We start from the raw sequence: 25,281 nt of genomic DNA, 5'->3' as shown, positions 1-25,281 counted from the left end.
GATTTTTTATTTAACCTTGTTCTGCTTTTGGAGTATAATCAAACAGGAAAGTATGAGAATAGCTCCGCCAAACAAATACCAATAATTGGAAGTAGTGTCTTCTGAAATGGTTCCATAAAAAACAAAAGCACTCCAATAATAAGGTGATTTTTTACTGTTAGGAATAGTTTCGTCATTCAGGAATTCAATTTTTGCCTTATGGTTCGCCATCGGATAGCTCATGCCTTTTTTGTAATTGGTATAGAAATTTTTCATCAGCAAAGAAGTCGTAAAATCGTTGACTTTCCATAAAGAAAACAAAAGATTTTTGGCGCCTGCATTTTGGAACCCTCTTGCAATGCTCAACGCACCTTCTCCGCGATATAATTTCCCAATTCCTGTTTCGCACGCACTCAATACAACCAAATCCGGACGAATGTCCAACGAATACAAATTGCTGTATACGATATCCTGGTCATAAAAAGAAATGGCTGCCGGAACTTCAACGGTGCCTGATGTAGCGTGCGTAGAAAGATGGAGTATAGTATGCTTTTTACTTTCTTTTATAAAATGATCGTAGGTTGCCAGAGATTTTTCGAGATAAACACCCGGAAAAAGTTTTTGGATGGCTTTCATTTCTTCTAAAGTGAAAGTAAGGCTTCTGTTACTGTTTTCAAAAACAGGGAAAACACCCAGAATTGATACATCTTTTGAATGAGCACTTTTATTATTCAGATAAAAGTCGGCTGAAGTGTCATAGCTTATGATTTCATCTTTCATAAGGTAAGGGAGCTTTGAAAAATCAGTGCTTTGTGAGGCCGTTGTCAATAAAGATTCAAAAGATACGAAACTGAGTAGGCCGTCGGGAATTATAAGGTGTTTTTGGTTTTTTATTTTCTTAAGTGCAAGCAATTGGTGCAAAGCAAAACTTTGTTTCCGGTATCCCGAAAGATTGTTTGTAATGGCCGAAGCTTGGGTAAAATAATCCAGATAGTCGGTAATTATTTTTTTGTTTTTTAAAGAATTTGAAAATGACTTTAGCCGTATTCCGTCAGGAGCAACGTCAAAAATATACACCGTGTCTTTTCCGTAAAAATAGGCGGTAAGCGTAGCATCATCGTTTTTGAGCTTGACAAAAAGCCTGTCCATATCAAATTTTGAGCTCTGGCTAATGCCAATGCTGTTATTCCCAAAAGTTTTTTTGAGTTCTGCTATCTTTTCGTTTTGCAGCGACAGCGTGCTATTGATAACTTCCAGATTTGCGCTTTCACCTTTTTCCTGTTCCTTGATTACAATGGCAGACAGATCATGGATTTTATATAAAATTTCTTTTTGCTTTTCGTTGCCTGTTTTTTTTGTAAGTGCGATATAGTTTTTTAAGGTTTTGGATTTTGTGGTTTCTTGAAGTTCAAAAGCGAGTTTTAAAAATTGAGTGTCTTTGGTTTTATGAAAAAGCTGTTCGTAAATCCCTATTGCTTTTTCAACACGGTTTCGGATATTGGAGGTGTGCAGGAACGATGTTTCTTCATAAAAGAACACGTTCGAAAATCGGGAATCGATAGCAAAAGTTAGTGTATAACAATCGATAGCTTTTTGGTAATTTTTTTGTACAGTATATATTGAAGCCAGTACTTCTAAGGCATCTATCAAAAGATGCTCGGAATAAAGGTTTTTTTCTTTTGGCAGTACAGTTTTGGAATCATAACCGGGAATTAGTTCTTTAAAAATTGCCTGAATGGCGCGTTGGCTTTCTGTTATTTTGTTTTGAGCCAGAAATAATTTTGCTTCTTCGAGATAAACTTGCGAAACATCACGTTTGGAAGCATCAGTCAGATTGGATTTTGCTTTTGAGATATATTCTTCCGCTTTTGAATACTTTTTTTTCTGTCTGTAAACAATAGAAAGGTTTTTATATACGACAAAATTTGGAGCAATGCTTTCTGCTTTTTCTAATGCTTTTCTTGAATTTTCATAGTTTCCTAATAGAATGTAGTTTTCTCCTAAAAGGGAAAGCAGCAGAGACTTTTTTTCTGGAGAGAGTTTTTCAATCGGTTGGCTTTCCAGTAAGTCGATTGCCTCGCGGCTTTTTCCGATACTTTTATAAACGGCCGCCAGATTAATAATAGCACTAATCTTTTGTTCTGTATTGTTATTTTTTATGGCAAGAAAAAGATACTGTTTGATAGTGTTCTCAGCACTGGTGTAATCGCCTGTTACTGTGTATAGATTTCCCAAAGGTTTCAGACAATATTCAATAATATCATAATTGTCAAGCTGATGGTTTTGAAATAGGAGTAATGCCGTTTCATAAGAACGAATAGCGTCAAAATAGAAACCGAATTCCTTCTGGTAAAAAGCCTTATTGCAATCCAGAATCACCAGCGCCAATAGCTCGTTCTTTGATTTTGGTTTTGGATCGCTCCAGAATTGCCTTTCTGTAATTTCAAGATTTTTGATTCCCGTTAGTGTAGGATTGGCTATAAAATGGTCTAAAGCTGAATACAATTCCTCTTCCTTTAGCGTCTGTTTCTGTGCAAAGGCCAACTGTGTAAACAATATGAGGAACAGCAATCTTTTCATCAGAATTTCCAGATTGCATAAAATTGCCAATGGCTGAAATCATTTTCAAAACTCCACATGTAACGTATTCCAAGGCTTGGGCCTATACGGGAAAATCCAAAAGTGACATCTGCAAAAACATTGGTTTGCATTTTTTCAAACGCCTTTGTCTTTGTTTTTTCTGCCTTGCTGTTCCGGGAAACTTCTTCTCCCTGTCTTGGCGGATTCGGACCATTGAATATGGGCTGGAAGTATCGCGTTAGGCTGCTATTTTCAGAAGTTTCTTCCAATGCGACAGAAAACTGAGGGCCAAATCCAAAACCGATATAATTATTAAGACTATAGCGTAAGGATATGGGCACAACTTCGGCTACATTTCGGACTATCTTCTGGCTCTTTTCTTCCTGCACATAAGCAATATCTAAAACGGTTCCGTTAGGCAAAACCAAAGGTGGTGTAACTTGTTTCAGAACCGGGTCAGTACGGCTGGAAGAGCTGCTTTCCATATAATTGTAATACAATTCAGCCTGCCAATACCATCGATAGGACTTATAAGGCGAAATTGTGGCACCCAGAAAATAACTTTTAGGATTTTCCTGATTGGGAAAATAATTATATCCTGTTCGCACGCCTATAGAAATTCCAGGGCTGAAACGTGTAACGGCATAATTGGTAATGATGGGCTCGTTCTTGTCAAAAATAATGGCAGTACGGCTTTTGGTTTTTACCTTATGAAAATCTTTGCCAAATTTCAAGCTGTATTTTACAAAGCCTTTAGTGCTGTCTTTTTCTGTCACATTTTTTTGATTGCTTCCCGGCAGGTAGATGTTCTTGAATGTGAAATGGATTTGGTTTTTCAGGATAATAGTGTCGAGGCAACTGTAATTGACTTCTTCATTTTTTGGACAGATTTCGCACTTTGGATACATGTCGACAATCTTTAAAGTCGATTTGTCAAAAATATCGGGAATATCTGTTTCGAGTTTTATCTTGCGGGCAGGGCCTTCGCCGTCATTCTGAAAGCGTGTTTTGAAATTCAGGGTTTTAAAACGGACGAGCCTGTAGTTCATAAAAAAACCATTAGAAGACATCTTGTTAGGATCATGGGAAGTCACGATTTCCATTTCAAGATTTTTGACCTTATGGTTTTTGTAATTTCGATCTGGAACAAAAATGCCTCTGATTGTGAGTGTTGCGCTGGTGTCTTTGATCATTTCGGGCGTAGTCTTGAATGTAAAAAACAGATTTCTGGTTTGTTTTGGAGAAAGGCTGTCAAATTCAAAAACTTTTGAGTTTCGATAAAGCGCTTTAGATTGTTCCAAAGTCTGTTCCAGATTTTCCAGATCATCATTGTTTTTCGAATTTCTGAAAAAAGTATTTCCCGTACTTGCCAGATAGGTTTCATGATTGTCATAATCATCTACAAAGGCAAAATTTTCTTCGAACTTTTCTTTCTCATTTTCATAGGCTCGTGCTTCGGGCGTGCTAAAATTATCGTCTTTGAACTGCCTGTCATTGTAAAAAAGATAGAGTTTTCCACTGGTAGAGTATTCTTTCAGGTTTTGATAACTCATGACCACAATAATTTCTTCATCAGGTATGGGTTCTCGGTTTTTTTGCAACAAAAAGCCATCCTGCAGTTCAATAGAAGCAATGTCCCGATAATCTGTTTCCGGAAGTTCCGTAATCACTACTGTCTTTGGACGGGTGGCAGGCGGCTTGCCGTTATCATAATTGTTGGTTACGGCAAGCCGGACGTTTTTGTTTCCGGTCTTTTTATAGGTATGTTTTGGCTCTTTTTCCCTGCTGTAATGTCCGTCGCCAAATTCCCAAAAATAGGTGTAGCTTGCGGGTGGTGCGCCGGCAATCTGGATTAATGGAGGCGTTTCGGGCTTGAAAGATACCTTGTTTCCCTTTTGGTCAAAACCAATAACGGCTTTACGGGTTATAGTGTCCTTTGGTTTGGTCTGCGAAAAGCAAAAAGAAATTCCCAACAATAAAGGGGCTATGAGGATTAATTTCTTCATAATCAAAGGTGTTTTGTTACTATAAATGTAAAAAAAAGTGATGAGTTGACATCACTTTTGTTAAAATTATATTAATTCTGTTTTACGGTAGCGCATTTATGGCAGCGATTAGCTGCGCTTCTGTTGCCAATGTTGTTTGCGCAAGCGTAAAGACATGTACATCATTGGCGGCAATCGTTACGGGTTTGATCGCATAACGCCACTGTCCATTATCTTCTGTGACAAAGATGATGTGGCATTGCAATCCGATAGGGATTTGTCCGTAATGTTCTGAAAACTGATTTGTAACCGGATTATAAGTGTCAAGTTTAGCCAAAGAACTTCCTTCGCCGTCATAATGAAGGTAGATAGCGCTATTTTCAAAATCATATCCTTCAGGGGCTTCAGCCAATATTGTTGTTTTTGGTCTTGGATCGTTGTAGAAACGGTCTACGTTTGTCCAACCAAAGCTGCTAAAGTAAGCGTAGTAGTTTGGGCCTTCCACAAAAACACCATTTTGACCGTTAGCACGCTGTTGTTCGTCCCATTCAAGATTACCGTCTTCGTCAAATGTGCCTTTCCATAAGGTCATTCCATTGTCAGGGCCACCAGTCAGGTTGGTAGGGATTATTATCGGCATAGGACAGGTAAGTTCAAGTTGCTGTCCGTTTTTTGTGGCGTTAATAAAAAATTCTCCTCCCGAAATTAGCAATGCCATATCGCCGTTTGGCATTCTCCCCATAGTTGTCTTGTCTGTGGTAAGCATAGTGCCAGGGTCAAATACTTCTGCATATTTGATTACCACTTCTCCGGTTATAGGATTTCCGTTTTGCGTCAAGCAACTTCCGTTTATTGTAAACTGTACACCTTTTGCACTGGTGAAAGTCGTTGCGCCATTTTCTGCATTAAAAGTAAATGTCTGTACATGTAAAGCATCTTGTCTTAAAGCTGCGAAAGCTGAAGCTGATGGAACATAATCTGGTGAATCGCCATCATCATTTTTGCTACAACTGGCTACAAGAACTACCAATAGCAATAATTGTCCGATTTTTTTAAAACTTGTTTTCATGATTTCTGTTTTTTATGATTAACTATATCTATATTAATTGTGATTGTAAAATGTTAACCCTGTTTATTGAAAGACAATATCGATGTAAGGAATTCCGAAATCCGGTACTGGTCCTCCTGTTCCATAAAAGTCGGAAGCAGTAATCGCCATCAGAGCATTTGATACAGGATATGGGCTCGGTCCGTTAAATCTCAAAAGCCTTCCAACGGTATTTCCAATATTTCCTAAATAATTTGTGACGGTTCTTTTCAACGTATAAGATGTTCCTGCTGTTAAAGCTGTAGGTGTGATGGATACATAATCTGTCTGGGCAGAGTCAAAAACATGGTTTCCGCTATAAACAACGGTATTGGTGCTGTTGTCTACGATTTCAATCAAATAAGGAATATTAGCGGCATAAAGGTTTGCATTTCCTTGATAGCCGATAGAGCATACGGTTTTGTTTGTATTCAACGTAAAAGTATATTCATGCGTCTGCAAATCCATTGTTGTAACATCGGTAAAAGAAGGATTGCTTGCCAGGGTTGTTGCATAAAGCTGGCTGAATTCAGAATTAGCCGTATTGCAACCACTAGGTGCAGGCTGATTTTGATTGTCGTCGTTGTTACAGCTTATTGTTGCAAATAAGCCTATAAATAATAATCCGATTTTTGTAATACTTGTTTTCATGATTTCTAATTTTTTATGTTAACTATAGTTATATCAATTGTGTCTTGAAATTGTTACCCTACTAGCGAATTTTATGGAAGGTTATTGATAATCTGCACCAGATTTGCTTCAGTGGATGTACTAAGTTCGCTGGCGGAAAAAGTATAACTACCGTTTGCCTGTATTGTAGTTGGCTTTATTCCGTATTTCCAGATTCCATCTTCTTCAGAAATAAATATGATATGACATTCAAGCCCGATTGGGAAAGCCGGATAACTGTTGAAAGTGAATGTCTGTGTTAGAGAATCTCCAATCAGATTAACCAATGAGTTCATGTCGCCGTCAATGGAAAGGAAAACTTTGCTGTTGGCATTCGTATATCCTACAGGAGGAATGACATTAATGTTGGTTTTTGGATTGGGATTAGAGTAAAACTTGTCAATGTTTGTCCATCCAAAATTGGAAGAAAAAGTAGTGTAGGCAGGTGCAGCGCCATTTCCAAATGCCAAATCCCACTGATTTATTGGTATCCAGAAAAAATTACCATCAGGTAAAAATTCACCTGTAAAGACACTCATATCGGTATCGATTCCTCCGGTCAATGCTGCTGGAATTTGCAGTACATAGCCGGACGTTGTCAATTGCTGACCATTTTGTTTCGCATTGACATAAAGCTCTCCGCCCGAAGTCAATATCTCGAAATTGTTGCCCGGAAGTTTGGCTACAGTTGGCTTGTCAGTTACCAGCATGTCGCCACGGTTATAAATCTCTATGACTTCAACAGTAACAGGTCCTGTGACCGGAGCTGAATTAAGCAGGAAGGCACCGCTGGTAAAAGTGAGTTCAATTCCTTGTGTCGTAGTAATATAATTAACAGTCGTTGGATCGATTGTAAAAACTTGCTTTCTTGAATTAATAGCATCTGAGAACAGGGCGTTGAGCTCTCCATTTGTTGGAAATGGATTTACAAACTGGTCGTTGTTGTCATTCATGTCGCAACTTAATAGCGAAAAAGAAGCGATAGACAAGAGTCCTATTTTTTTTAAAAATGATTTCATGATTTCTGAATTTTTTAATTATTGTCTTTGTTTCTATTGTTATATCAACCGGTTTCCTGAATTGTTACCTAGTTGGGAATTGCAACCGTATTTGAAGCACTTTATATACCTATATATTGGTTATAGTAAATTTGTTACCCTTGTATCTCTATTTTTTTCTACATTAGCAGTAAACAAGGTAGTTATGGCCGAAAAGAATATTCATTCTGACCAATTTTATATAGAAGGATTGCTGCAAAATGATTCAGCAGTTATCACATCCATTTATAAAAAATTTGTCCCCAAAGTCAAAAACTATATCCGTACCAATAGCGGAGATGATGATGCGGCAGCCGATGTTGTTCAGGAAGTGCTGACAATCATTTACCATCAGGCAAAAACAAAAGGACTGCAACTTAGTTGTCCGTTTGAAGCTTATTTTTTTCTGTTATGTAAAAGGAAATGGCTCAATGAATTAAAAAAACCTTCGAATAAACAGGTAACAATCGATGAGGATAGGGTATCTATAGATGAATTGGCCTATGAACTGGTTCTGCAATCCGAAGCTTTTGATGAAAAGCAATCGCTGTTTGATGAGATGTTTCAAAAACTAGGTGAAAAATGCCAGGAAGTTCTCAAGCTCAGCTTTGTCTTGAAAACGATGGAAGAAGTCGCCCGTCAGCTTAATGTGACCTACGGTTATGTAAGAAAGAAAAAATCACTATGCACAGGACAGCTTACGGAAATGATTCAGCAATCGAATAGGTATAAATCGCTAAAAAAATAATGACATTATGAATGAAGAGGCATACATACGCTTTGAAAGCTACCTGAATAATGAAATGCTGGAGGAAGAGCGTTTGGATTTTGAATCAGAGCTCCGTGATAATCCCCAGCTTAAGGAAAGTTTTGAACTGTATAAAGAAACAACAGCTTTTGTAAAACAGAAATTTTCCCCGGAAACGACAGAATTCAAGAAAAATTTAGAATCCATCTCCAACGGATATTTCGCAGAAGGTATAAAGAAGACTAAAGTCTTCTCGATAAGACCGTGGCATTATGCCGTGGCAGCATCAGTTCTGGTGCTTCTCGGAACCTGGATTTTTAGCAACAATTCCATGCCGGAGTATAGCGATTACAGCCAACATGAGAGTGCTTCTTTTGTTGAAAGAGGCATAAGTAATGAAAATCTAAAAAACGCCCAAGATTTCTTTAACAAGAAAGAGTATGCAAAAGCTGCCGCTTCTTTTGAAAAAACAGGAAATCTTGATAATCCTGAGTATCAATATTTTTATGCAATTGCGCTGATAGAAATAAACCAATATAAAAAGGCAGAAACATTTTTGAACGGCATCAGGCAGGGAACATCCATTTATAAGGATAAAGCAACCTGGTATCTGGCATTGTCAAAGTTGAAACAGCATGATTTTGAGGGAAGTAAGGTGTGGCTGCGGCAAATTCCTCATGATGCAGAAGATTATGATAAGGCGCAAGAATTGATAAAACATTTAAAGTAAGAAAAACCCGGCTATAATGGTCGGGTTTTTCTTTTTCTTCTAGTTTTTAAATGGTTTTATGATGATATTTTTGAATATAATTTATCAAATCAACTTAAAATACAAATATTTGATATGATGTTTTGATAAAATTTTGATACATTTGAAATGTTGTTAACAATCAAAACTTAATTATTATGAAACAAAATTACCATCAAAATTTGTTTTTTGCCCCACACAAGAGACAGTTCTTTTTGACTGTGGTATTATTAACATTGGCTATAGGAGCCAATGCTCAGGTTTCAACGTTTCCATGGATGGAAACTTTTGAGGACAATTCGCCTACGCGAAGCAGTTGGACTCAGATTTATGAAGTCAACAATATGTCATGGACATTTGCTACTTCGCCATCTACCGGAGGAGCAGGTGTAACTGCCTATGAAGGCGTTAAATTTGCCAATTATCCGGGAACTTCTCACCTTTTTGACAAAACAAAACTGGTAAGCCCGGTATTGGATTTGTCGGCTGTGAGTAATCCAACGGTTAGTTTTTATTTCAGAAACCCATATTGGAATCCGGATCAGAACTGGCTAAGGATTTTTTATCGTACGTCTGCATCTTCGGCATGGGTACAAATTGCAGAGTTCCATTCTGATGTCAGAAGTTGGACTTTTTCAGAAAATATTGTGCTTCCATCACCTTCTGCAACCTACCAGATCGCAGTGGAAGTAGAAACTGATTATGGATATTCTACTACGGTGGATGCATTGGAAGTAAAAGGCAATGCCCTTGGAACTCATGAATTCTCGAAATCATTAGTGAAATACTATCCAAACCCAACAGAGAAATTATTGAACCTGTCAAGCAGCGAAACCATTTCTGATGTAACAGTATTCAATTTACTAGGCCAAAAAGTATTGGAATCAACAATTAATTCAAATCAGGGACAGTTGGATATTTCCAGCCTGACCAGTGGCAATTATGTGATTCATGCCAATACGGAAAAAGGCAAAGAAATTTTCAAGATTGTCAAGAAGTAAAGATTATGCATAACGCAAAAAAAAATCCCCTGAGAATTTTTCTCAGGGGATTTTTCTGTTTTTAAAAGAAGCGTTTTTTGGCAGATGATTATCGGTTAAAAGGCGTTTCGTTAATCCAATGAAATCCTCGGTTAATCAATAAGAAATCTTCTCTGGATTTTTTATTGAGATGGAGTGTTTCTCCATTTTCAGTTTGAAGAATCAGGCCGTTTGGATTTTGTGTGAATGTGAATTTTTCATTGGCCGGTTTCTTTGTGTCAGTCGACTTCAGGCTGATTGTTTTTTTTAAGGTATCCAATTCAACATTAAAAAAGATTTCTTCTTTATCAGCATAAATTATGCTTGCCCTATCTCCTTTTTCAAATATGAATTTGCTGAATTTTGATTGATTTGGAACTTTTGTTTCGTAAATCCCATAAAGCTTTGGTATTTCTGATGAAGAGTTGCTTAAATAAATAACTCCAAAAAAAGCTATAATTCCTAAACCGACTATGCCTTTTAGTGAGATTTTCACTGCATTGAGTACTTTTTCGTCTTTTTTATTCTTAAATGAATAAATATCTTTTTTCGGTTCGGCTGTTTTGTTTGCTATGAAAAAATTGTACAGACGCTTTCTGTCGCTATAGAGCAAAATCAGGCTGGCAAGCAGCATGTGGAAGGAGCTTATTTTTACAGGAATATCATAGCAGAAATTCATCATGACAATGTTTGAAATTACTCCGGTAAGGATAATCGATCCAAGTGTTACTGTCTTTCTATTCAAAAGCAATAGGGCACCAATGGCTTCTGCAAATCCTGAAAAAGCAGCATAGGCTGGAGAATATTGCAGAAATGTCCAGGCTAATCCCATAGGAGAAGATTCTCCATAAGGTTGCGCCAGTCTTGATAGCGAAAGTGGAGGAAATTGCATTGGAAGTATTTTCCCGATACCGTAGATAAGCATAAAAAAGGCCAGGTACAAACGTAACAATAGTAGAAAAGAATAGGTCAGGCCCGGAGTATTGGCCAGCTTGTATTTTTTAGTCAGGATGGCTAATGGAATAGCAAGTACCAAACTGAAACAGAAACGCCAAAACATTTCAAGATAGGCGTAGGTGCTGTCGCCACTTCCATATCCACTTTTTTCAAAAGTGTATTTGATATTGAAAATAGTGTCGGCAGACCAATATACAACCGGTTCTAAAGCAAAGGATAAGATAAATCCAAAAATGTGAAAGCAGAAATAAATCAGCAGAAAGCTAAAAAAGTAATTTTTTATACTCATAAAGGGGGATTTTCTTATTATAACTGCAAAATTTTAAAAAAAGTATTCAGAAAATGGCTGCAAGTTATTTATTGGTGAAATTATCTTTAAAAAAATCCCTCAAGAAACTCTTGAGGGATTTTGTATTTCTATAATGTTTCTTTCAGCCATCTGAAGAATTCTTTCTGCCAGACTTGTGCGTTTTGTGGCTTGAGCACCCAGTGGTTTTCATCCGGGAAAAGAACAAATCTGCTCTTGATGCCTTGCAACTGTGCTGCCTGGAAAGCTTCTTGTCCTTGTCCTATTGGAACTCGGTAATCTTTTCCTCCCTGGAAGATTAAAATAGGAGTGTCCCATTTGCTCACATTATTGATCGGGTTGAATTGAGTATAGGTTTTCTGTGCAGCAGCATTACCAGCTTCCCAGTATGGTCCGCCAGAATCCCAATTCGTGAAGAATACTTCCTCTGTTGTTCCATACATGCTTTGCAGGTTGAAAACACCACAGTGTGCTATAAATGTCTTGAATCTTTTTTGGTGGATTCCTGCTAAGTAAAACACAGAATAACCACCATAGCTTGCGCCAATAGCACCCAATCTTTTTTTATCAACATAGCTTTCTTTTGCAACATCGTCAATGGCAGAAAGGTAGTCGTCCATTACCTGGCCGCCCCAATCTTTACTGATCTGCTCATTCCATTCTACTCCATGTCCTTGCATTCCTCTACGGTTTGGTGCTACAACAATATAGCCTTGCGCCGCCATAACCTGAAAATTCCATCGGAAAGAATAGAATTGTGTCAAAGCAGACTGAGGCCCGCCCTGACAATATAAAAGCGTTGGGTATTTTTTGTTTTTGTCAAAATTTGGAGGAAGAACCACCCAAACTAACATTTTCTTCCCGTCTGTTGTAGTTACATAACGTCTTTCGGATTTGCTTAGGGCGATTTTTGAATAAGCTGCATCATTTACTTTTGTGATCTGCGCCCATGTTTTTTTCTTTAGGTCGTAGGAATAGATTTCAGCCGCATGGTTAAAATCAGTTCTTGCTACAATAGCCTTATCGCCTGAAAAACCGACAATGTCAGTTACGTCAAAATCACCGTCTGTAAGCTGTCTTACTGTAATAGCAATTCTTGTTAATCCTGGGAAATTGACTTCAAATAATTGTTTTGTTCCGTTAATTGGTGCTAAGAAATATACTTTTTTGCCGTCAGCACTCCACGTAAAGCTTTCAACAGTTCCGTCCCAACCCGATGTCAGGTTAATGTCCATTCCTTTGAAACGGACAATAATGTCATTTTTGTCGGCCTCATATCCGTCACGTTTCATTTGTAACCAGGTCAGGTCGCCATTTGGAGAAAACTGCGGAGCGGTGTCATAACCCGGATTTTTCTCCGTAAGGTTTTTTGTTGTTTTTGTTGCCAGATCATATTGGTAAAGATCCGTATTTGTAGAAAGTGCATAAGCGGTACCTTCTAATTTTTTAGAAACATAAATAATGCTTTTTCCGTCACGCGACCAGATGTAGTCCTCGTCTCCGCCAAAAGGCTTTTGAGGCGAGTCGTACGGTTCGTTTTTCATGATATCGGTAAAACTCTCTTTATTGTTTACATCCGAAAAAACCACGTGATTGTGTGTTCCGTCATTCCAGGTATCCCAGTGACGGTAATTCAGTCCGTCATATACCTGTGCGTCAGATTTGTCCAAGTTTGGATAGTAGTCCTTGCCCAAGACTTTTTCAACTTTTACTTCTTTGCTTGCCAGTAAAAGTTTTCCGTCAGGAGAAATGTTTTTGTCTTGAACCAGGGTAGTATAATCTGCAACTTCAGTCGGATTTCCGCCCGAAATAGGAATACTGTAAAATTTAGAATTTGACTTGTTTTCTTCTACTGAAGGAATAGAAACTTTGTAGATTATGTTTTTCCCGTCTTTTGAGATGCCGAGAGGGCTGACACGTCCTAGCTGCCAAAGCAGTTCAGGAGTCATTACATTTTGTGCGGTAGCCGTTAATCCAATCATGCTAATGGTTAAAAAAAGAATTTTTTTCATTTTCAAATGCTGTTAAATAAAGGCTTAAAGGTAATCATTTATTCAAATATGGTTGCAGGGGAATAAAAAAAGGCTGCCTTTACGGACAGCCTTCTGCAAAAATGGGAATGAATTATTTTTTGATGAAACGTTTTATGGATATATTTTCGTTGTCATTAATTTCAATAATATAGTTTCCGTCATTCAATGAAGCAACGGCGATAGTTCCATCCAGGATTTTTCCTTTCAAGACTTCCTGTCCAAGCATGTTTATTATCCTGAAACTTGCTTTTTCTGAAACCGATGTCAGGTTGATAACCGAAGAAGCAGGGTTTGGATATAGCTTGATTTCATTATGCACGGCAATTACCTCTCTTCCTGTAGCTACGATATTTACAGTATAATCCTCAACTTGTCCATACGAAAAGGCTTCACAGGTAGTAGGAATTCCATCATATTTCATAGAAACTCTCATTCGGGTGGCTCCTAAAGTCGCTCCGGCAGGAATCGTGAAGCTGCCGCTCACCGGAGTTGTGGTTGAAGCTGCTTTTGTCCATACCTGTTCTCCAGCATCGGTGAAATCACCATTCTGGTTAAAGTCGATCCAAACAGCATATCCTTCATTGTAAACAGTGCTTGTCCAGGAAGGTGTTATGGTTATGGTATACGACGTTCCTCTGGTCGCATTGGTTGAAATGGAAGTAAAGTTGGTGTATCCTGTTCCTCCGGTTGAGGTGTTGTCAATAGTTCCAAATTGTACACGTCCAATCTTTTCGTCGGCTACACTATTTCCTTGCGAAGCGCAGTAAGAAACGGAATTTGACAAGGTAGTTACATTGGCATTGTTGCTTGAAGCCGACAAGTTGCCTGCGGCATCTTTTGCTTTTACAGAAAAGGTATAAGCCGTTGCTGCTGATAATCCGGTAACCGCATAAGAAGTTGTTGTCACAGTAGTTTTTAAAACACCGTCTTGATATACTTCATACCCTGTAACGGCAACATTATCTGTAGAGGCTGTCCAGGATAAGTTTGTCGATGTTTGTGTTGTTCCGGAAGCTGCTAAACCTGTCGGTGCAGTTGGAGCTGTCGTATCGGCAGTTCCAGCTTGAATGTTCACGGTATAGTCTTCTACTTCTCCATAAGAAAAAGCCTCGCAGGCAGTAGGTATGGCATTGTATTTCAAAGAAACTCTCATTCGGGTTGCGCCGGTTGTTGCCGTAGCCGGAACTGTAAATGAACCGCTTGCCGGTGTTGCTGTCGATGCCGCTCTGCTCCAAACCAATTCGCCCGCATCGTCAAAATCTCCATCTCCATTATAGTCAATCCAAACAGCGACGCCTTCAGAATAAGCAGTCCCTGTCCATGTTGGAGTTACAGTAATCGTATAGGCCGTTCCTTTATTCAGATTAGTTGAGATAGAAGTGAAGTCGGTATATCCGGTTCCTCCTGTTGAGGCATTGTTAATAGTTCCCAGTTGCACTCTTCCTATATATTCATCTGCTACGCTGTTTCCTTTAGAAGCGCAATAAGATGCTGTACCAGCCAGAGTTGTGATGTTTATCGTATTGCTTGATGCCGATAGGTTGCCTGCCGCATCTTTAGCTTTCACGTAAAAAGAATAGGCTGTAGATGGTGTTAATCCTGTTACGGCATAGGTAGTGGTGGTTATTGTGGTTTTTAATACGCCATTTTGGTATACTTCATATCCGGTAACGGCAACATTGTCCGTAGAGGCTGTCCATGATAAATTTGTTGCTGTCTGTGTCGTTCCGGATGCTGCCAGACTTGTAGGTGCAGTTGGCGCAATGGTATCGCCTGAGCCGGCTGTGATTGTGAAATTGGTATTGGATATGTCGAAGAAAATATGGTTTGCTCCTTTAACCATAATCCTGTTTTGTGTACCGGGATTGTTAGGAACCGTAATGGCCTGGCTTCCGTCATTTGGCGTTCCGGCCAGTAGGGTAATCGGATAAGTGTCTCCGCCATCGGTAGATAGTAAGATGTCTACGTTTGCCGCATTTACTCCGTTGGTAGTTGTTCCTGCCACATTCCAGGTTACGGTTTGGGAAGTACCTGCTGCCCAGGAAACTGCCGTATTTGGTGCTGTAACGACAAAAGGCCCTGCGGTTCCGTTTACAGTAATTACCGTATCATCACTATTGTTTGCTGGTCCACCTGCTTTGTTATCCCTGACTGTCAATCTGAAATTTAATGTTCTTGCCACATTTGGAACCGCTTCCCATTTCCATGTCGTTGCCCCAGTCTTTATGGTTTCCAGTCTTGGGAAATAACGAGTGCCGGAAGTTGAAGGTACAAACGAACGAAAAGCTGGTCCGGAAGTAGCAGTAGCGCTTGGATAGGTGGTGCTTGAAGTTCCTGAATTCATCTGTTCCCAACAATAGGTCAAGGTATCTCCATTTGCATCAGTGCCAGATCCTGTCAGTAGAAAAGGAGTTCCTTTCGGAATCGTATAATCGGCTCCTGCATTAGCAGTTGGAACGGCATTGCCTGTTGCCGTATTGGTCTGGCAGGTGGTTGTCTTTACATAATTCGTAACCTGCTGAATGCTTACGGCATGAAAAAAAGGATCGCTATGAGGCTGAACATCGGTAGCTCCGGTAATTCCGGCATATCCCATAATTGTTGTACCGCTTCCCGGCTCATTCTGCACGCCGCTTCCTTCATTGCTAAATGTAAAAGTATGGTTGGCTCCAAATTGGTGACCCATTTCGTGAGCTACAAAGTCAATGTCGAAATTATCGCCTACAGGAACAGTGCTTGTTGTGAATCCGCTGCCTTTTCCGGAAGCACATACGCATCCGATGCATCCTGCATTTCCATTATTTCCAATAGCCGACATCAAATGCCCGATATCGTAATTGGCATTTCCGATTACGCTGGTTAGTGTGGATTGCAATTGCGAATTGTAATTGGCATCCGTGCTGCCATACGGATCGGTTGAGGCATTCGTGTAAATTACAGCATCAGTGTTAGAGATAAGAACCATCCGAACGCCAAAATCTTTTTCGAATACTCCGTTAACCCGCGTCATGGTATTGTTGATAGCGGCTAAAGCCAAGGCTTTTGTTCCTCCGTGATAGGTGGTGTATTCGCCGGTAACCGACATGGCCAGCCGATAGGTTCTCAGTGTGCTGTCGTCTGCATTGGGACGTTGCGCCAGATTAGAATCCATCTCGCTTTTTGCATGGTCAATTACCTGACATTCAAATTTTGTAAAGCCCATTCTTTTGTCTGCTCTTTTGTACACGGCATAGGTTTTCAGGTCTTTTGAAAAAGGCTCGATAAATTCAGCAGGCTTGTCTGCTGCCAATTTCATTCCTTGAAATCCGAGTGGTGAAACGCTGAAATAAATTGTTGCGGTTGGGTCAGAGATTCCAATTCCGATATAAGATTTGATTTCCGGATATCGGGCTGCAAGTTCAGGATCCATGTTTTGGACAGTAAAGATTCGGTACTGTTCAGAAATTCCATCGGCATTTGGAATGGAAACGATAACATCTGATTTTGATTTGTTTCGAAGCGGTGCCTTTGCCAATTCATTTTTTAAAGGAGTAATGTCTAGCTCGAATAAATTTTTCGTAGGAAGAGGTATCCGGTTTTCAAAAATTTCGGTGCCACTTTTTAGGTCGGTTTTTTTCCAAGGTGATTTTCCATTTTGCGCAAACGAAAATCCAGTGAAAGCCAGTAAGGCCACTGATAGTAGAATGTGTTTCATAAATTAGTAGGTTGGTTAAATTTAGTTATATCAAATGTATGGCAATTTTATTTATATTGTGATAAATATTTAATTAAAATATTAAAAAATTATAAATATAACTTGTAAGTGTTGATATTGTTGAATTATTTGTAATTGTAAAATGTAGTAGTGTTTTTGTTGAAATAGCTTTTTTTAAGTAAAAAATTAAGAATTTAAGGCTATTCAAATGAGGGTATCAAAAAATATAACTATTTTCACGAACTAAAATAATTACGGTTTGAAGAACAACAATAAACTATTTATAGCAATCATCATTGCTTTGGTTCTTGGGGTAGCCTTAGGAGCTTTTGTGCATTACCAATATCCGGATGGAAAAGCAGAATTTGCGAAAAATATAAAACTCTTCGGAACGATTTTTATCCGCCTCGTCCAAATGATTATTGCTCCGTTAGTATTTTCGACATTGGTTGTTGGAATTGCCAAAATGGGCGACATGAAAATGGTTGGTAGAGTAGGAGCTAAAGCGATGGCTTGGTTTATTACAGCGTCGTTAGTGTCCTTATCTGTAGGATTGGTACTGGTGAACTGGTTGAAGCCAGGCGAAGGAACTTCAATAAAAATGGACGATTTATCATCGGCTGATGACTTACTTAAAAACACTAAATCATTTTCTTTAGAACAATTTGTTACCCACGTAGTGCCTAAAAGCGTAATTGAAGCTATGGCCACTAATGAAATCCTTCAGATTGTAATTTTTGCCATACTTTTTGGAATTGCTTTGTCATCAATGGGCAAACTTGGCAACCCAATCATGAAGTCTTTAGATATTGTTTCGCATGTAATTCTGAAAATGGTGACTTACATTATGTGGACAGCTCCTCTGGGTGTTTTTGGTGCGGTTGCTGCGGCTGTAGCGAATTATGGTTTTGAAATTTTTAGCCTATATGCCCGCTATTTGGTTGATTTTGCGTTAGGAATCCTGGTGCTATGGATATTATTGCTTTTAGTAGGTTATATGATTTTGGGCAACCGACTTTGGGTTTTGCTAAAGAGAATAAAAAGTCCGCTACTTATTGCGTTTTCTACAACTTCGAGTGAAGCCGTATTCCCAAAATTAGTTGAAGAATTGGAACGCTTTGGCTGCAAAAGCAAGATCGTTTCCTTTACGCTACCGTTGGGTTATTCTTTTAACTTGGACGGCAGCATGATGTATATGACTTTTGCCAGTATTTTTATCGCGCAGGTTTACGGTGTCGATATGTCATTAGGAGAACAACTCACGATGCTTTTAGTATTGATGCTAACCAGCAAAGGAGTTGCGGGAGTGCCTCGTGCTTCGCTGATTGTAGTAGTGGCAACCTGTGCCATGTTTGGAATTCCGCCGGAAGGAATAGCGCTTATTTTGCCAATCGATCATTTCTGTGATATGGCAAGGAGTATGACTAATGTGCTAGGAAACGCTTTGGCGACAACAGCTGTAGATAAATGGGAATCAGAACCTGAAACAATAACACAAGAAACAGCATAACGATGGGAAGCTTTGAATGGACGCAATTATTGAATCCTGAATTTTATATCAATCTAAAAGTCAGCGGTGTTCCTATTGGAATTTATGTTGTCTTGTTTATCGTATTTGCTGAAACCGGGCTTTTTGCCGGTTTTTTCCTGCCAGGCGACAGCTTGCTGTTTTTATCGGGAATTTACAGTACGGAACTGACATCAACACTTTTTACTATCAATAGTGATTTTCTAAATCTTGTTGTTCTATCATCAATGATAGCCACAGCCGGAATACTCGGAAATACTTTTGGGTATTGGTTTGGTGCTAAAAGCGGTTACTACCTGTACAACAAAAAAGATACATTTTGGTTTAAGAAAAAATACCTTATAGAATCAAGAGTATTTTTTGAGAAACATGGAGGAAGAGCTATTATCTTCGCCCGTTTTGTTCCAATCATCAGAACCTTTGCGCCTATTGTGGCGGGCATTGTTTCAATGGAAAAAAAGAAATTCATGTTCTATAATATTGTCAGTTCGTTTTTATGGGCCTTCACTCTCATTTTTTCCGGACATTATCTTTATGACCTGTTCCTGACAAAATTTGAAATTGACCTAAAAGCACACATCGAGTTTATTGTTTTGGGAATTGTTGCAATTACTACTGTTCCATTGGTTCTCAATTATTTAAAGAAAAGAACCGGTGCAAAAGACGGCCAGGAAGAAGCATAATCTTTTAGGCAGGAGACGTCTGTTTCAAACCAAAAATCAAAGAGATGAAAGCGAATGTAAGCTACTGGGAGCTCAAAAACTGGTTTTCAAATATAGATTTTGCCATTGTAGGTAGTGGTATAGTAGGACTGCATGCAGCGTTAAGGCTACGCGAAAAATTTCCTGACAGCAAGATTCTCGTTTTAGAAAGAGGATTTCTGCCGCAGGGTGCCAGTACTAAAAATGCCGGATTTGCTTGCTTTGGAAGTATTTCGGAAATCATAGACGATCTTAGAAACCATTCGGAAGAAGAAGTTATCCAGCTCATCCGGAAACGCTGGCAAGGATTGCAATTGCTCAGAAAACGATTGGGTGATACGGCTATCGACTATAAGTTGTATGGTGGATATGAGCTTTTTCTTAAAAATTCCGAAAGCCATTACAACGAATGCCTCCAAAAAATACCTTTTATCAACGAAGTGCTAAGGCCATTATTCAAAGCAGATGTCTTTGCTAAAGAAATTGACCGTTTTGACTTTGGCGGAATCCATGAATATCTTGTTTTTAATCCGTTTGAAGGACAAATAGATACCGGAAACATGATGGAATCTTTGTTAAGACAGGCGATTGCTGCCAACATTCTTATTCTTAACAAGCAAAATGTAACAGACTACCACGAAACTTCAGAAGGAGTTCGGGTCAGTACAGATGATTTTGATTTCAGCACTAAAAAACTCTTGTTTGCAACCAACGGATTTGCTGAAAAACTAACTCAGGGCGCTGTAAAGCCGGCTAGAGCTCAGGTGCTGATCACTGAGCCAATTCCAAATCTGGATATAAAAGGAACCTTCCATATTGACAGAGGCTACTATTATTTTAGGAATTTTGGTGACCGTATCCTGTTTGGCGGAGGAAGAAACCTTGATTTTGAGGGAGAAACGACATCAGAATTCGGACAGACAGATTTAATACAAAATAAACTCGAAGAAATTTTAAAAGAAGTAATTTTGCCGGGTCGCGATTTCAAAATCGAACACCGATGGAGCGGCATTATGGGAATGGGTTCAAGCAAAAAACCTATTGTTGAAAAACTTTCCGAACACGTCTACTGCGGCGTAAGGCTCGGAGGTATGGGAGTTGCAATTGGAAGTCTTGTTGGACAGGAATTGGCAGATCTGGCGACAGAGCAAAAATAGTTAAGATTCTATATTCGTATGTTGAGAAAAATATTCAGTTTTTTATGGAAGTGTGCGCTTTGGTTCTTCGGAATCTCAGTTTTTTTTGTCATTCTTTTCAAATTTGTTCCTGTTCCATTTACACCTTTGATGGGTATTCGTGCTCTGGAACAAAAGCAAGCCGGAAAAGAAATGACCTGTAGCCATGACTGGGTTCCGCTTGAAGATATTTCGGTAAACTTACAAAAGGCAGTTATAGCCAGTGAAGACGGGACTTTTTTAAGCCATAATGGGTTTGATTTTAAAGCCTTGCAGAAAGCCTATAAAAACAATTCTAAAGGAAAAAAACTCAAAGGAGGAAGTACGATTTCACAGCAGACAGCAAAGAATGTATTTCTATGGCAAGGCAGAAGCTACCTCAGAAAAGGACTTGAAGCCTATTTTACCGTACTGATTGAGGCTTTTTGGGGCAAAGAGCGTATCATGGAAGTATATCTCAACAGTATTGAAATGGGTGATGGCGTGTATGGCGTACAGGCAGCATCACAATATTGGTATCGCAAAGATGCGTCACAAGTTTCGAAAATAGAAGCAGCCGGAATAGCCGCAATACTTCCTAATCCTAGAAAATTCAAAGCATCCAATTCGTCATCATATATTGAAAGAAGAAAGGGCAGGATTATGAAGCATATGAACTACGTCAAATTAGACTATTGATTTATGTGTCGGAAAATTTCTTTGTTTTTGATGCTAATTTTTGTCTTGCCACTTATGGCTCAGCAAAGAAACGGTGAAATAGGATTGATTATAGATAATGACCTGTTTACCTCTACAGTCAATGACCAATATTATACGAATGGTATCGAAATTTTCTACAGATACCTAAATCGTAACGAAGACCCAAAAATCAATAAAAAGACAACCGAATTCAGGATTGGACAATACATTTATAATCCGCATACTGTTGAAGCAAAATTGATTTCAAAACACGATCGTCCGTTTGCAGGCTATCTTTTCGCAGAAGCCGGAATTGCAAAATTTTACCAAAATGAATCGGTTTTGAAGTTCGGCACACAACTTGGTGTCATCGGGCCAAATTCGCAGGCTGAAGGCTTCCAGAAATTATTCCACAAAGCTTTTGGTTACAAAGATGTGGAGGGATGGAATTATCAAATCCATAACGGAGTAGCCGTACAAGGAAGTTTGTTCTATTCTAAAAAACTTGGACCAAAGCAGACCGGTAAAATTGATTATCATATTCAAGGCGAAGCAAATTTAGGGTCGGTTTTTACAGGTATTACTATAGGTCCATTGGCTCGAATCAGTCTCAAAAAGACATTATTGCCAATCTATGATTCAGGGTTATATGGTGCGTCATTAAATGCGGACAAGGCAAAATATAAAGAACAGTCGGAGTTTTATTTTTACATTAATCCCAATCTTAATGTGCAGGTTTATGATGCTACAATACAGGGCCGACTTTTTAACGACAACAGTCCGGTAACGTATAATCTTATACCGTTGCGCTTTAACGGAGAAGCCGGTTTCCGATACCGAAAAAATCATTGGAATCTTCATTATCTTTTCGTTTTTAGAAGCAAAGAATTGCGAAACGACAGGATGGAGAACTATTTTTATGGTTCCATCGGCGCTACATATTTGCTGTATTAGGTCTTAGATGTTGATATTTTTCCTAATTTTAGGAACACAACCAAAACGTTTTTTCATGAGTGCTAAATACAAATATGCTACCGTACTAGAGGCTATAAAACAATTGCGTGATGCCGGATTTATGGTCGATTTTAATGTTGAGGGAAATTTTCTGAGTGCCAATTCCAGCAAATATCATATTGACGATTTTGAAATTGTTGAAGTATATCGTTATGAAGGCGATTCAAATCCGGATGAAGAATCGACGGTTTATGGCATCGAGTCAAAAGATGGTGTAAAAGGAATTCTGGTAACATCTTATGGAATGTATATTGACGATATATCCGAAGAGCTATTGCAGAAACTTTCGCTTAAATAAGATTTTATAGCGATTATATATTTTTCAAAAACTGCCTCTTTGGGCGGTTTTTTTATTTTCAAAAAACGATGAAAATCTTGATAATAAAACTGAAAAAGTCTATAAAACCTACCTGATTTCAGGTATTTTAATGTAGGAAAGCCAATTCTTTAGTGTTATTCTGCAACAAGGTTAGTAATTTTATCTTAGATCTAAAAACTCAAAATAAAATTGCTATGAATTTAAAGTTTTTATGCTCCGCTGTTTTTGTGTTATGCCTTAGCCAGAACATACGGGCGCAGTATGTAGAAAAAGAAGAAGAAGAAAAAATTACAACCCTTTATCCGGAAGTGGCTTTTGATTCTATACAGGCAAAAAAAGCCTTGGCATTAGGCAAAGGAAAAATTACGGGTGTTGCCTTTACCAGACCAAGATTTTCGCAGCCTAGGATTTATGCCGGTAATATCAAAGTGGTGTTATTTCCGGTAACGCCTTATTTTGAAGCGTGGTACAAACTTCGAAAAAGCAAGGAAAGCCTAAAAAAGCGAAGATATGTCTATATGTCTGACGCGGCCTATAAGTACAGGCTAGAAGCCGTAACGAACAGCGTAGGGAAATTTACGTTCCCGGATATGAAACCGGGGAAATATTTTCTACAAGGTTTTATGACCTGGAGTTCTACAGGTTCGTATGATCAACTTACGGGAACCAGCTATGGGAGTTACGGTACGCAAGCCAATCATTATGAGAAGAAATACTACACTGAGGATCATGACGAACGCCTCGAAGAATTTGTAGAGATTAAAGAAGATGGCGAGGTTGTTAAAGTTAAGCTGAAATAGCTAAGACTTCATTAAAAACAAAAAAGCATCCCGTTAGGGATGCTTTTTATTTGAGTAAATCGGGTTATTTTTTCAATTCCCTGATTCCCATATTGTATAAGGTAAACGAAAGGATGTCTGCCGCTTCCTCAATAGTCTTAGAAACTGGTTTTCCAGCACCATGTCCGGCATTGGTCTCGATACGGATCAGTACCGGATTGTTGCCTTTTTGCTTGGCTTGCAATTCAGCTGCAAACTTAAAGCTGTGTGCAGGAACTACCCTGTCGTCATGGTCGCCAGTTGTAACTAAAGTAGCTGGATAGCTAGTGCCTTCTTTTACGTTGTGTACCGGAGAATATTTTTTCAGGTATTCAAACATTTCTTTAGAATCGTTTGCTGTTCCGTAATCATAAGCCCATCCTGCACCTGCGGTAAATGTGTGGTAACGAAGCATATCCATAACACCTACAGCCGGAAGTGCTACTTTCATCAGGTCAGGTCTTTGTGTCATAGTAGCACCTACCAAAAGTCCGCCGTTAGAACCACCGCGAATTGCTAAATAGTCAGATGAAGTATATTTCTGTGCAATCAGGTATTCTGCTGCTGCGATGAAATCGTCAAATACGTTTTGTTTTTTCATCTGCGTTCCGTCATCATGCCATTTCTTGCCATATTCACCACCACCACGAAGGTTTGGTACAGCATATACGCCTCCTTGTTCCATCCAAACTGCATTTGTAATGCTGAATGCTGGCGTTAGGCTCACGTTAAAACCACCATAAGCGTAAAGTATAGTAGGGTTTTTACCGTCTAATTTTATACCTTTCTTATAGGTAATAATCATTGGCACTTTTGTACCGTCTTTTGAGTTGTAGAATACCTGCTTACTTTCGTAATCGGCAGAGTTGAAATCTACTTTTGGTTTTTCATATACAGCAGATACTCCACCTTTTGGCTCAAAAGAATAGATAGTTCCCGGAGTAGTATAGTTTGTGAATGAATAATACAATTCCTTGTCTTCTTTTTTGCCTCCAAAACCACCTGCAGTACCTATTCCTGGCAATTTGATTTCACGAACCATTTTTCCGTCATAATCATATTGTTTTACCTGTGAAACAGCATCTTTCATGTAGTTGGCAAAAATAAATCCTGAACCAGTAGAAACTGAAAGAACGTTTTCTGTTTCAGCAATAAAATCTTTCCAGTTAGCAGGTTTTGGATCTGCAGCATCAACCGTAACTACTTTTTGGTTTGGCGCATTCAGGTTGGTCACGATATAAAGTTTCGTTCCTGCGTTATCAATGATATAGCTATCGCTGTCAAAATTATTAACGATGTTGATAATTTTGCTGTTTGGAACGCTAAGATCTTTGAAGTATAGCTCGTTTCCGGAAGTAGAGTTCGATGCAGAAATTACCAGATATTTATCGTCTTCTGTTACGTTAGCTCCTACATATCTTCTTTTTTCATTCAGTCCAAAAATAACTTTATCGTCTTTTTGAGCCGTTCCTAATTTGTGGAAATACAATTTGTGCTGATCTGTTTTAGCAGAAAGTTGGCTTCCTTTTGGCTTGTCATAGCTGGAATAGTAAAAACCTTCGTTGCCAATCCAGGCAATACCGCTGAATTTTACATCTACCAATTCTGTTTCCAGTTTTTTCTTGCTCACAGCATCCATGATGATAATCTTGTTCCAGTCGCTACCTGCTTCTGAAATCGAATAAGCCACCAATGAACCGTCTTTTGAGAATTCAACAGATGATAGAGATGTAGTTCCGTCAGAAGAGAAAGTATTTGGATCAAGGAATAGTTCTTCCTTACCACTCATATCTTTTCGATACAATACGGACTGATTTTGTAATCCGTTGTTCTTATAATAATAAGTGTAATTTCCTTCTTGTGCAGGAGCAGAAATTTTTTCATAATTCCAAAGCTTTTCAAGACGCTCTTTCATGTCTTTACGGAAAGGAATTTTTTCCAGATAGCCAAAAGTGACTTCGTTTTCGGCTTTTACCCAAGCTGCAGTTTCGGCAGATTTGTCATCTTCCAGCCAGCGGTAAGGATCTTTTACTTCAGTTCCGAAGTAAGTGTCAGTGGTGTCAACCTTTTTTGTTTCAGGGTATTTCAGCACTATGGCTTCTTCTTTAGTTTCTTCTTTACAAGATAGAAGTGCTGATGCTGCAATCATGGTTATTAGAACTTTTTTCATTAAAATGTTTTTTGATTCTTACAAAAATAAGGAAT

General features: G+C 38.7%; 19 protein-coding genes. 10 read left to right on the top strand and 9 right to left on the bottom strand.

Features of this window, described 5'->3' with window-relative positions:
• Positions 1-6: 6 nt before the first annotated feature.
• The 5 genes from ABH942_RS04155 to ABH942_RS04135 all read right to left on the bottom strand — a co-directional run bounded on the left by ABH942_RS04155 (position 7) and on the right by ABH942_RS04135 (position 7,319).
• A complete protein-coding gene (locus tag ABH942_RS04155; protein WP_370029717.1) occupies positions 7-2,559 on the bottom strand; it encodes a CHAT domain-containing protein in 2,553 nt (850 codons plus the stop codon).
• On the bottom strand, positions 2,559-4,565 hold the full coding sequence (locus ABH942_RS04150) for a PKD domain-containing protein (RefSeq protein ID WP_370029716.1): 2,007 nt from the start codon (positions 4,563-4,565) through the stop codon (positions 2,559-2,561). The genes ABH942_RS04155 and ABH942_RS04150 overlap by 1 nt, the downstream gene beginning before the upstream one ends.
• Before the next feature lie 82 nt (positions 4,566-4,647).
• Entirely contained in the window at positions 4,648-5,613 is a 966-nt protein-coding gene (locus ABH942_RS04145) for a hypothetical protein (RefSeq protein WP_370029715.1), read from the bottom strand.
• 63 nt (positions 5,614-5,676) lie between these two features.
• Complete coding sequence (locus ABH942_RS04140) at positions 5,677-6,282, bottom strand: hypothetical protein (RefSeq protein WP_370029714.1); 606 nt, start codon at positions 6,280-6,282, stop codon at positions 5,677-5,679.
• A gap of 71 nt (positions 6,283-6,353) precedes the next feature.
• A complete protein-coding gene (locus ABH942_RS04135; RefSeq protein ID WP_370029713.1) occupies positions 6,354-7,319 on the bottom strand; it encodes a hypothetical protein in 966 nt (321 codons plus the stop codon).
• Positions 7,320-7,503: 184 nt separating this feature from the next.
• Here ABH942_RS04135 and ABH942_RS04130 point away from each other — a divergent pair, with 184 nt between their 5' ends.
• The 3 genes from ABH942_RS04130 to ABH942_RS04120 all read left to right on the top strand — a co-directional run bounded on the left by ABH942_RS04130 (position 7,504) and on the right by ABH942_RS04120 (position 9,834).
• Complete coding sequence (locus tag ABH942_RS04130; RefSeq protein ID WP_370029712.1) at positions 7,504-8,085, top strand: RNA polymerase sigma factor; 582 nt, start codon at positions 7,504-7,506, stop codon at positions 8,083-8,085.
• A 7-nt stretch (positions 8,086-8,092) separates the two neighbouring features.
• Entirely contained in the window at positions 8,093-8,815 is a 723-nt protein-coding gene (locus ABH942_RS04125; protein ID WP_370029711.1) for a tetratricopeptide repeat protein, read from the top strand.
• A gap of 176 nt (positions 8,816-8,991) precedes the next feature.
• A complete protein-coding gene (locus ABH942_RS04120) occupies positions 8,992-9,834 on the top strand; it encodes a T9SS type A sorting domain-containing protein (RefSeq protein ID WP_370029710.1) in 843 nt (280 codons plus the stop codon).
• Between the two features lie 88 nt (positions 9,835-9,922).
• On the opposite strand, the gene ABH942_RS04115 is transcribed toward ABH942_RS04120, so the two are convergent.
• From ABH942_RS04115 to ABH942_RS04105, 3 genes are all read right to left on the bottom strand, one after another.
• On the bottom strand, positions 9,923-11,098 hold the full coding sequence (locus ABH942_RS04115; RefSeq protein WP_370029709.1) for a hypothetical protein: 1,176 nt from the start codon (positions 11,096-11,098) through the stop codon (positions 9,923-9,925).
• A gap of 128 nt (positions 11,099-11,226) precedes the next feature.
• Positions 11,227-13,128: an alpha/beta fold hydrolase gene (locus ABH942_RS04110; RefSeq protein WP_370029708.1), complete on the bottom strand. Its 1,902-nt coding sequence runs from the start codon at positions 13,126-13,128 to the stop codon at positions 11,227-11,229.
• Positions 13,129-13,240: 112 nt separating this feature from the next.
• Positions 13,241-16,843, bottom strand: coding sequence for a GEVED domain-containing protein (locus ABH942_RS04105; RefSeq protein WP_370029707.1), 3,603 nt, complete (start codon positions 16,841-16,843; stop codon positions 13,241-13,243).
• A gap of 259 nt (positions 16,844-17,102) precedes the next feature.
• Here ABH942_RS04105 and ABH942_RS04100 point away from each other — a divergent pair, with 259 nt between their 5' ends.
• The 7 genes from ABH942_RS04100 to ABH942_RS04070 all read left to right on the top strand — a co-directional run bounded on the left by ABH942_RS04100 (position 17,103) and on the right by ABH942_RS04070 (position 23,058).
• A complete protein-coding gene (locus ABH942_RS04100; protein WP_370029706.1) occupies positions 17,103-18,353 on the top strand; it encodes a dicarboxylate/amino acid:cation symporter in 1,251 nt (416 codons plus the stop codon).
• Positions 18,354-18,355: 2 nt separating this feature from the next.
• The gene (locus ABH942_RS04095) at positions 18,356-19,054 is read left to right on the top strand and encodes a DedA family protein (RefSeq protein ID WP_370029705.1); all 699 of its coding nucleotides are present in this window, start codon (positions 18,356-18,358) and stop codon (positions 19,052-19,054) included.
• A gap of 44 nt (positions 19,055-19,098) precedes the next feature.
• A complete protein-coding gene (locus ABH942_RS04090) occupies positions 19,099-20,229 on the top strand; it encodes an NAD(P)/FAD-dependent oxidoreductase (protein WP_370029704.1) in 1,131 nt (376 codons plus the stop codon).
• An 18-nt stretch (positions 20,230-20,247) separates the two neighbouring features.
• The gene (gene mtgA / locus ABH942_RS04085) at positions 20,248-20,925 is read left to right on the top strand and encodes a monofunctional biosynthetic peptidoglycan transglycosylase (protein WP_370029703.1); all 678 of its coding nucleotides are present in this window, start codon (positions 20,248-20,250) and stop codon (positions 20,923-20,925) included.
• Positions 20,926-20,928: 3 nt separating this feature from the next.
• Positions 20,929-21,879: a lipid A deacylase LpxR family protein gene (locus ABH942_RS04080; RefSeq protein ID WP_370029702.1), complete on the top strand. Its 951-nt coding sequence runs from the start codon at positions 20,929-20,931 to the stop codon at positions 21,877-21,879.
• Between the two features lie 55 nt (positions 21,880-21,934).
• A complete protein-coding gene (locus ABH942_RS04075) occupies positions 21,935-22,237 on the top strand; it encodes a hypothetical protein (protein WP_370029701.1) in 303 nt (100 codons plus the stop codon).
• Positions 22,238-22,452: 215 nt separating this feature from the next.
• Entirely contained in the window at positions 22,453-23,058 is a 606-nt protein-coding gene (locus ABH942_RS04070) for a hypothetical protein (RefSeq protein WP_370029700.1), read from the top strand.
• A gap of 64 nt (positions 23,059-23,122) precedes the next feature.
• Here ABH942_RS04070 and ABH942_RS04065 read toward each other — a convergent pair whose 3' ends face one another.
• Positions 23,123-25,246 (bottom strand): prolyl oligopeptidase family protein, encoded by a 2,124-nt coding sequence (locus ABH942_RS04065; RefSeq protein ID WP_370029699.1) that lies wholly within the window; start codon positions 25,244-25,246, stop codon positions 23,123-23,125.
• Positions 25,247-25,281 lie beyond the last annotated feature (35 nt).

The organism is Flavobacterium sp. 28YEA47A (genome assembly GCF_041262125.1).
GTDB lineage: Bacteria > Bacteroidota > Bacteroidia > Flavobacteriales > Flavobacteriaceae > Flavobacterium.
This window is presented reverse-complemented; position numbering and strand designations above follow the sequence as displayed.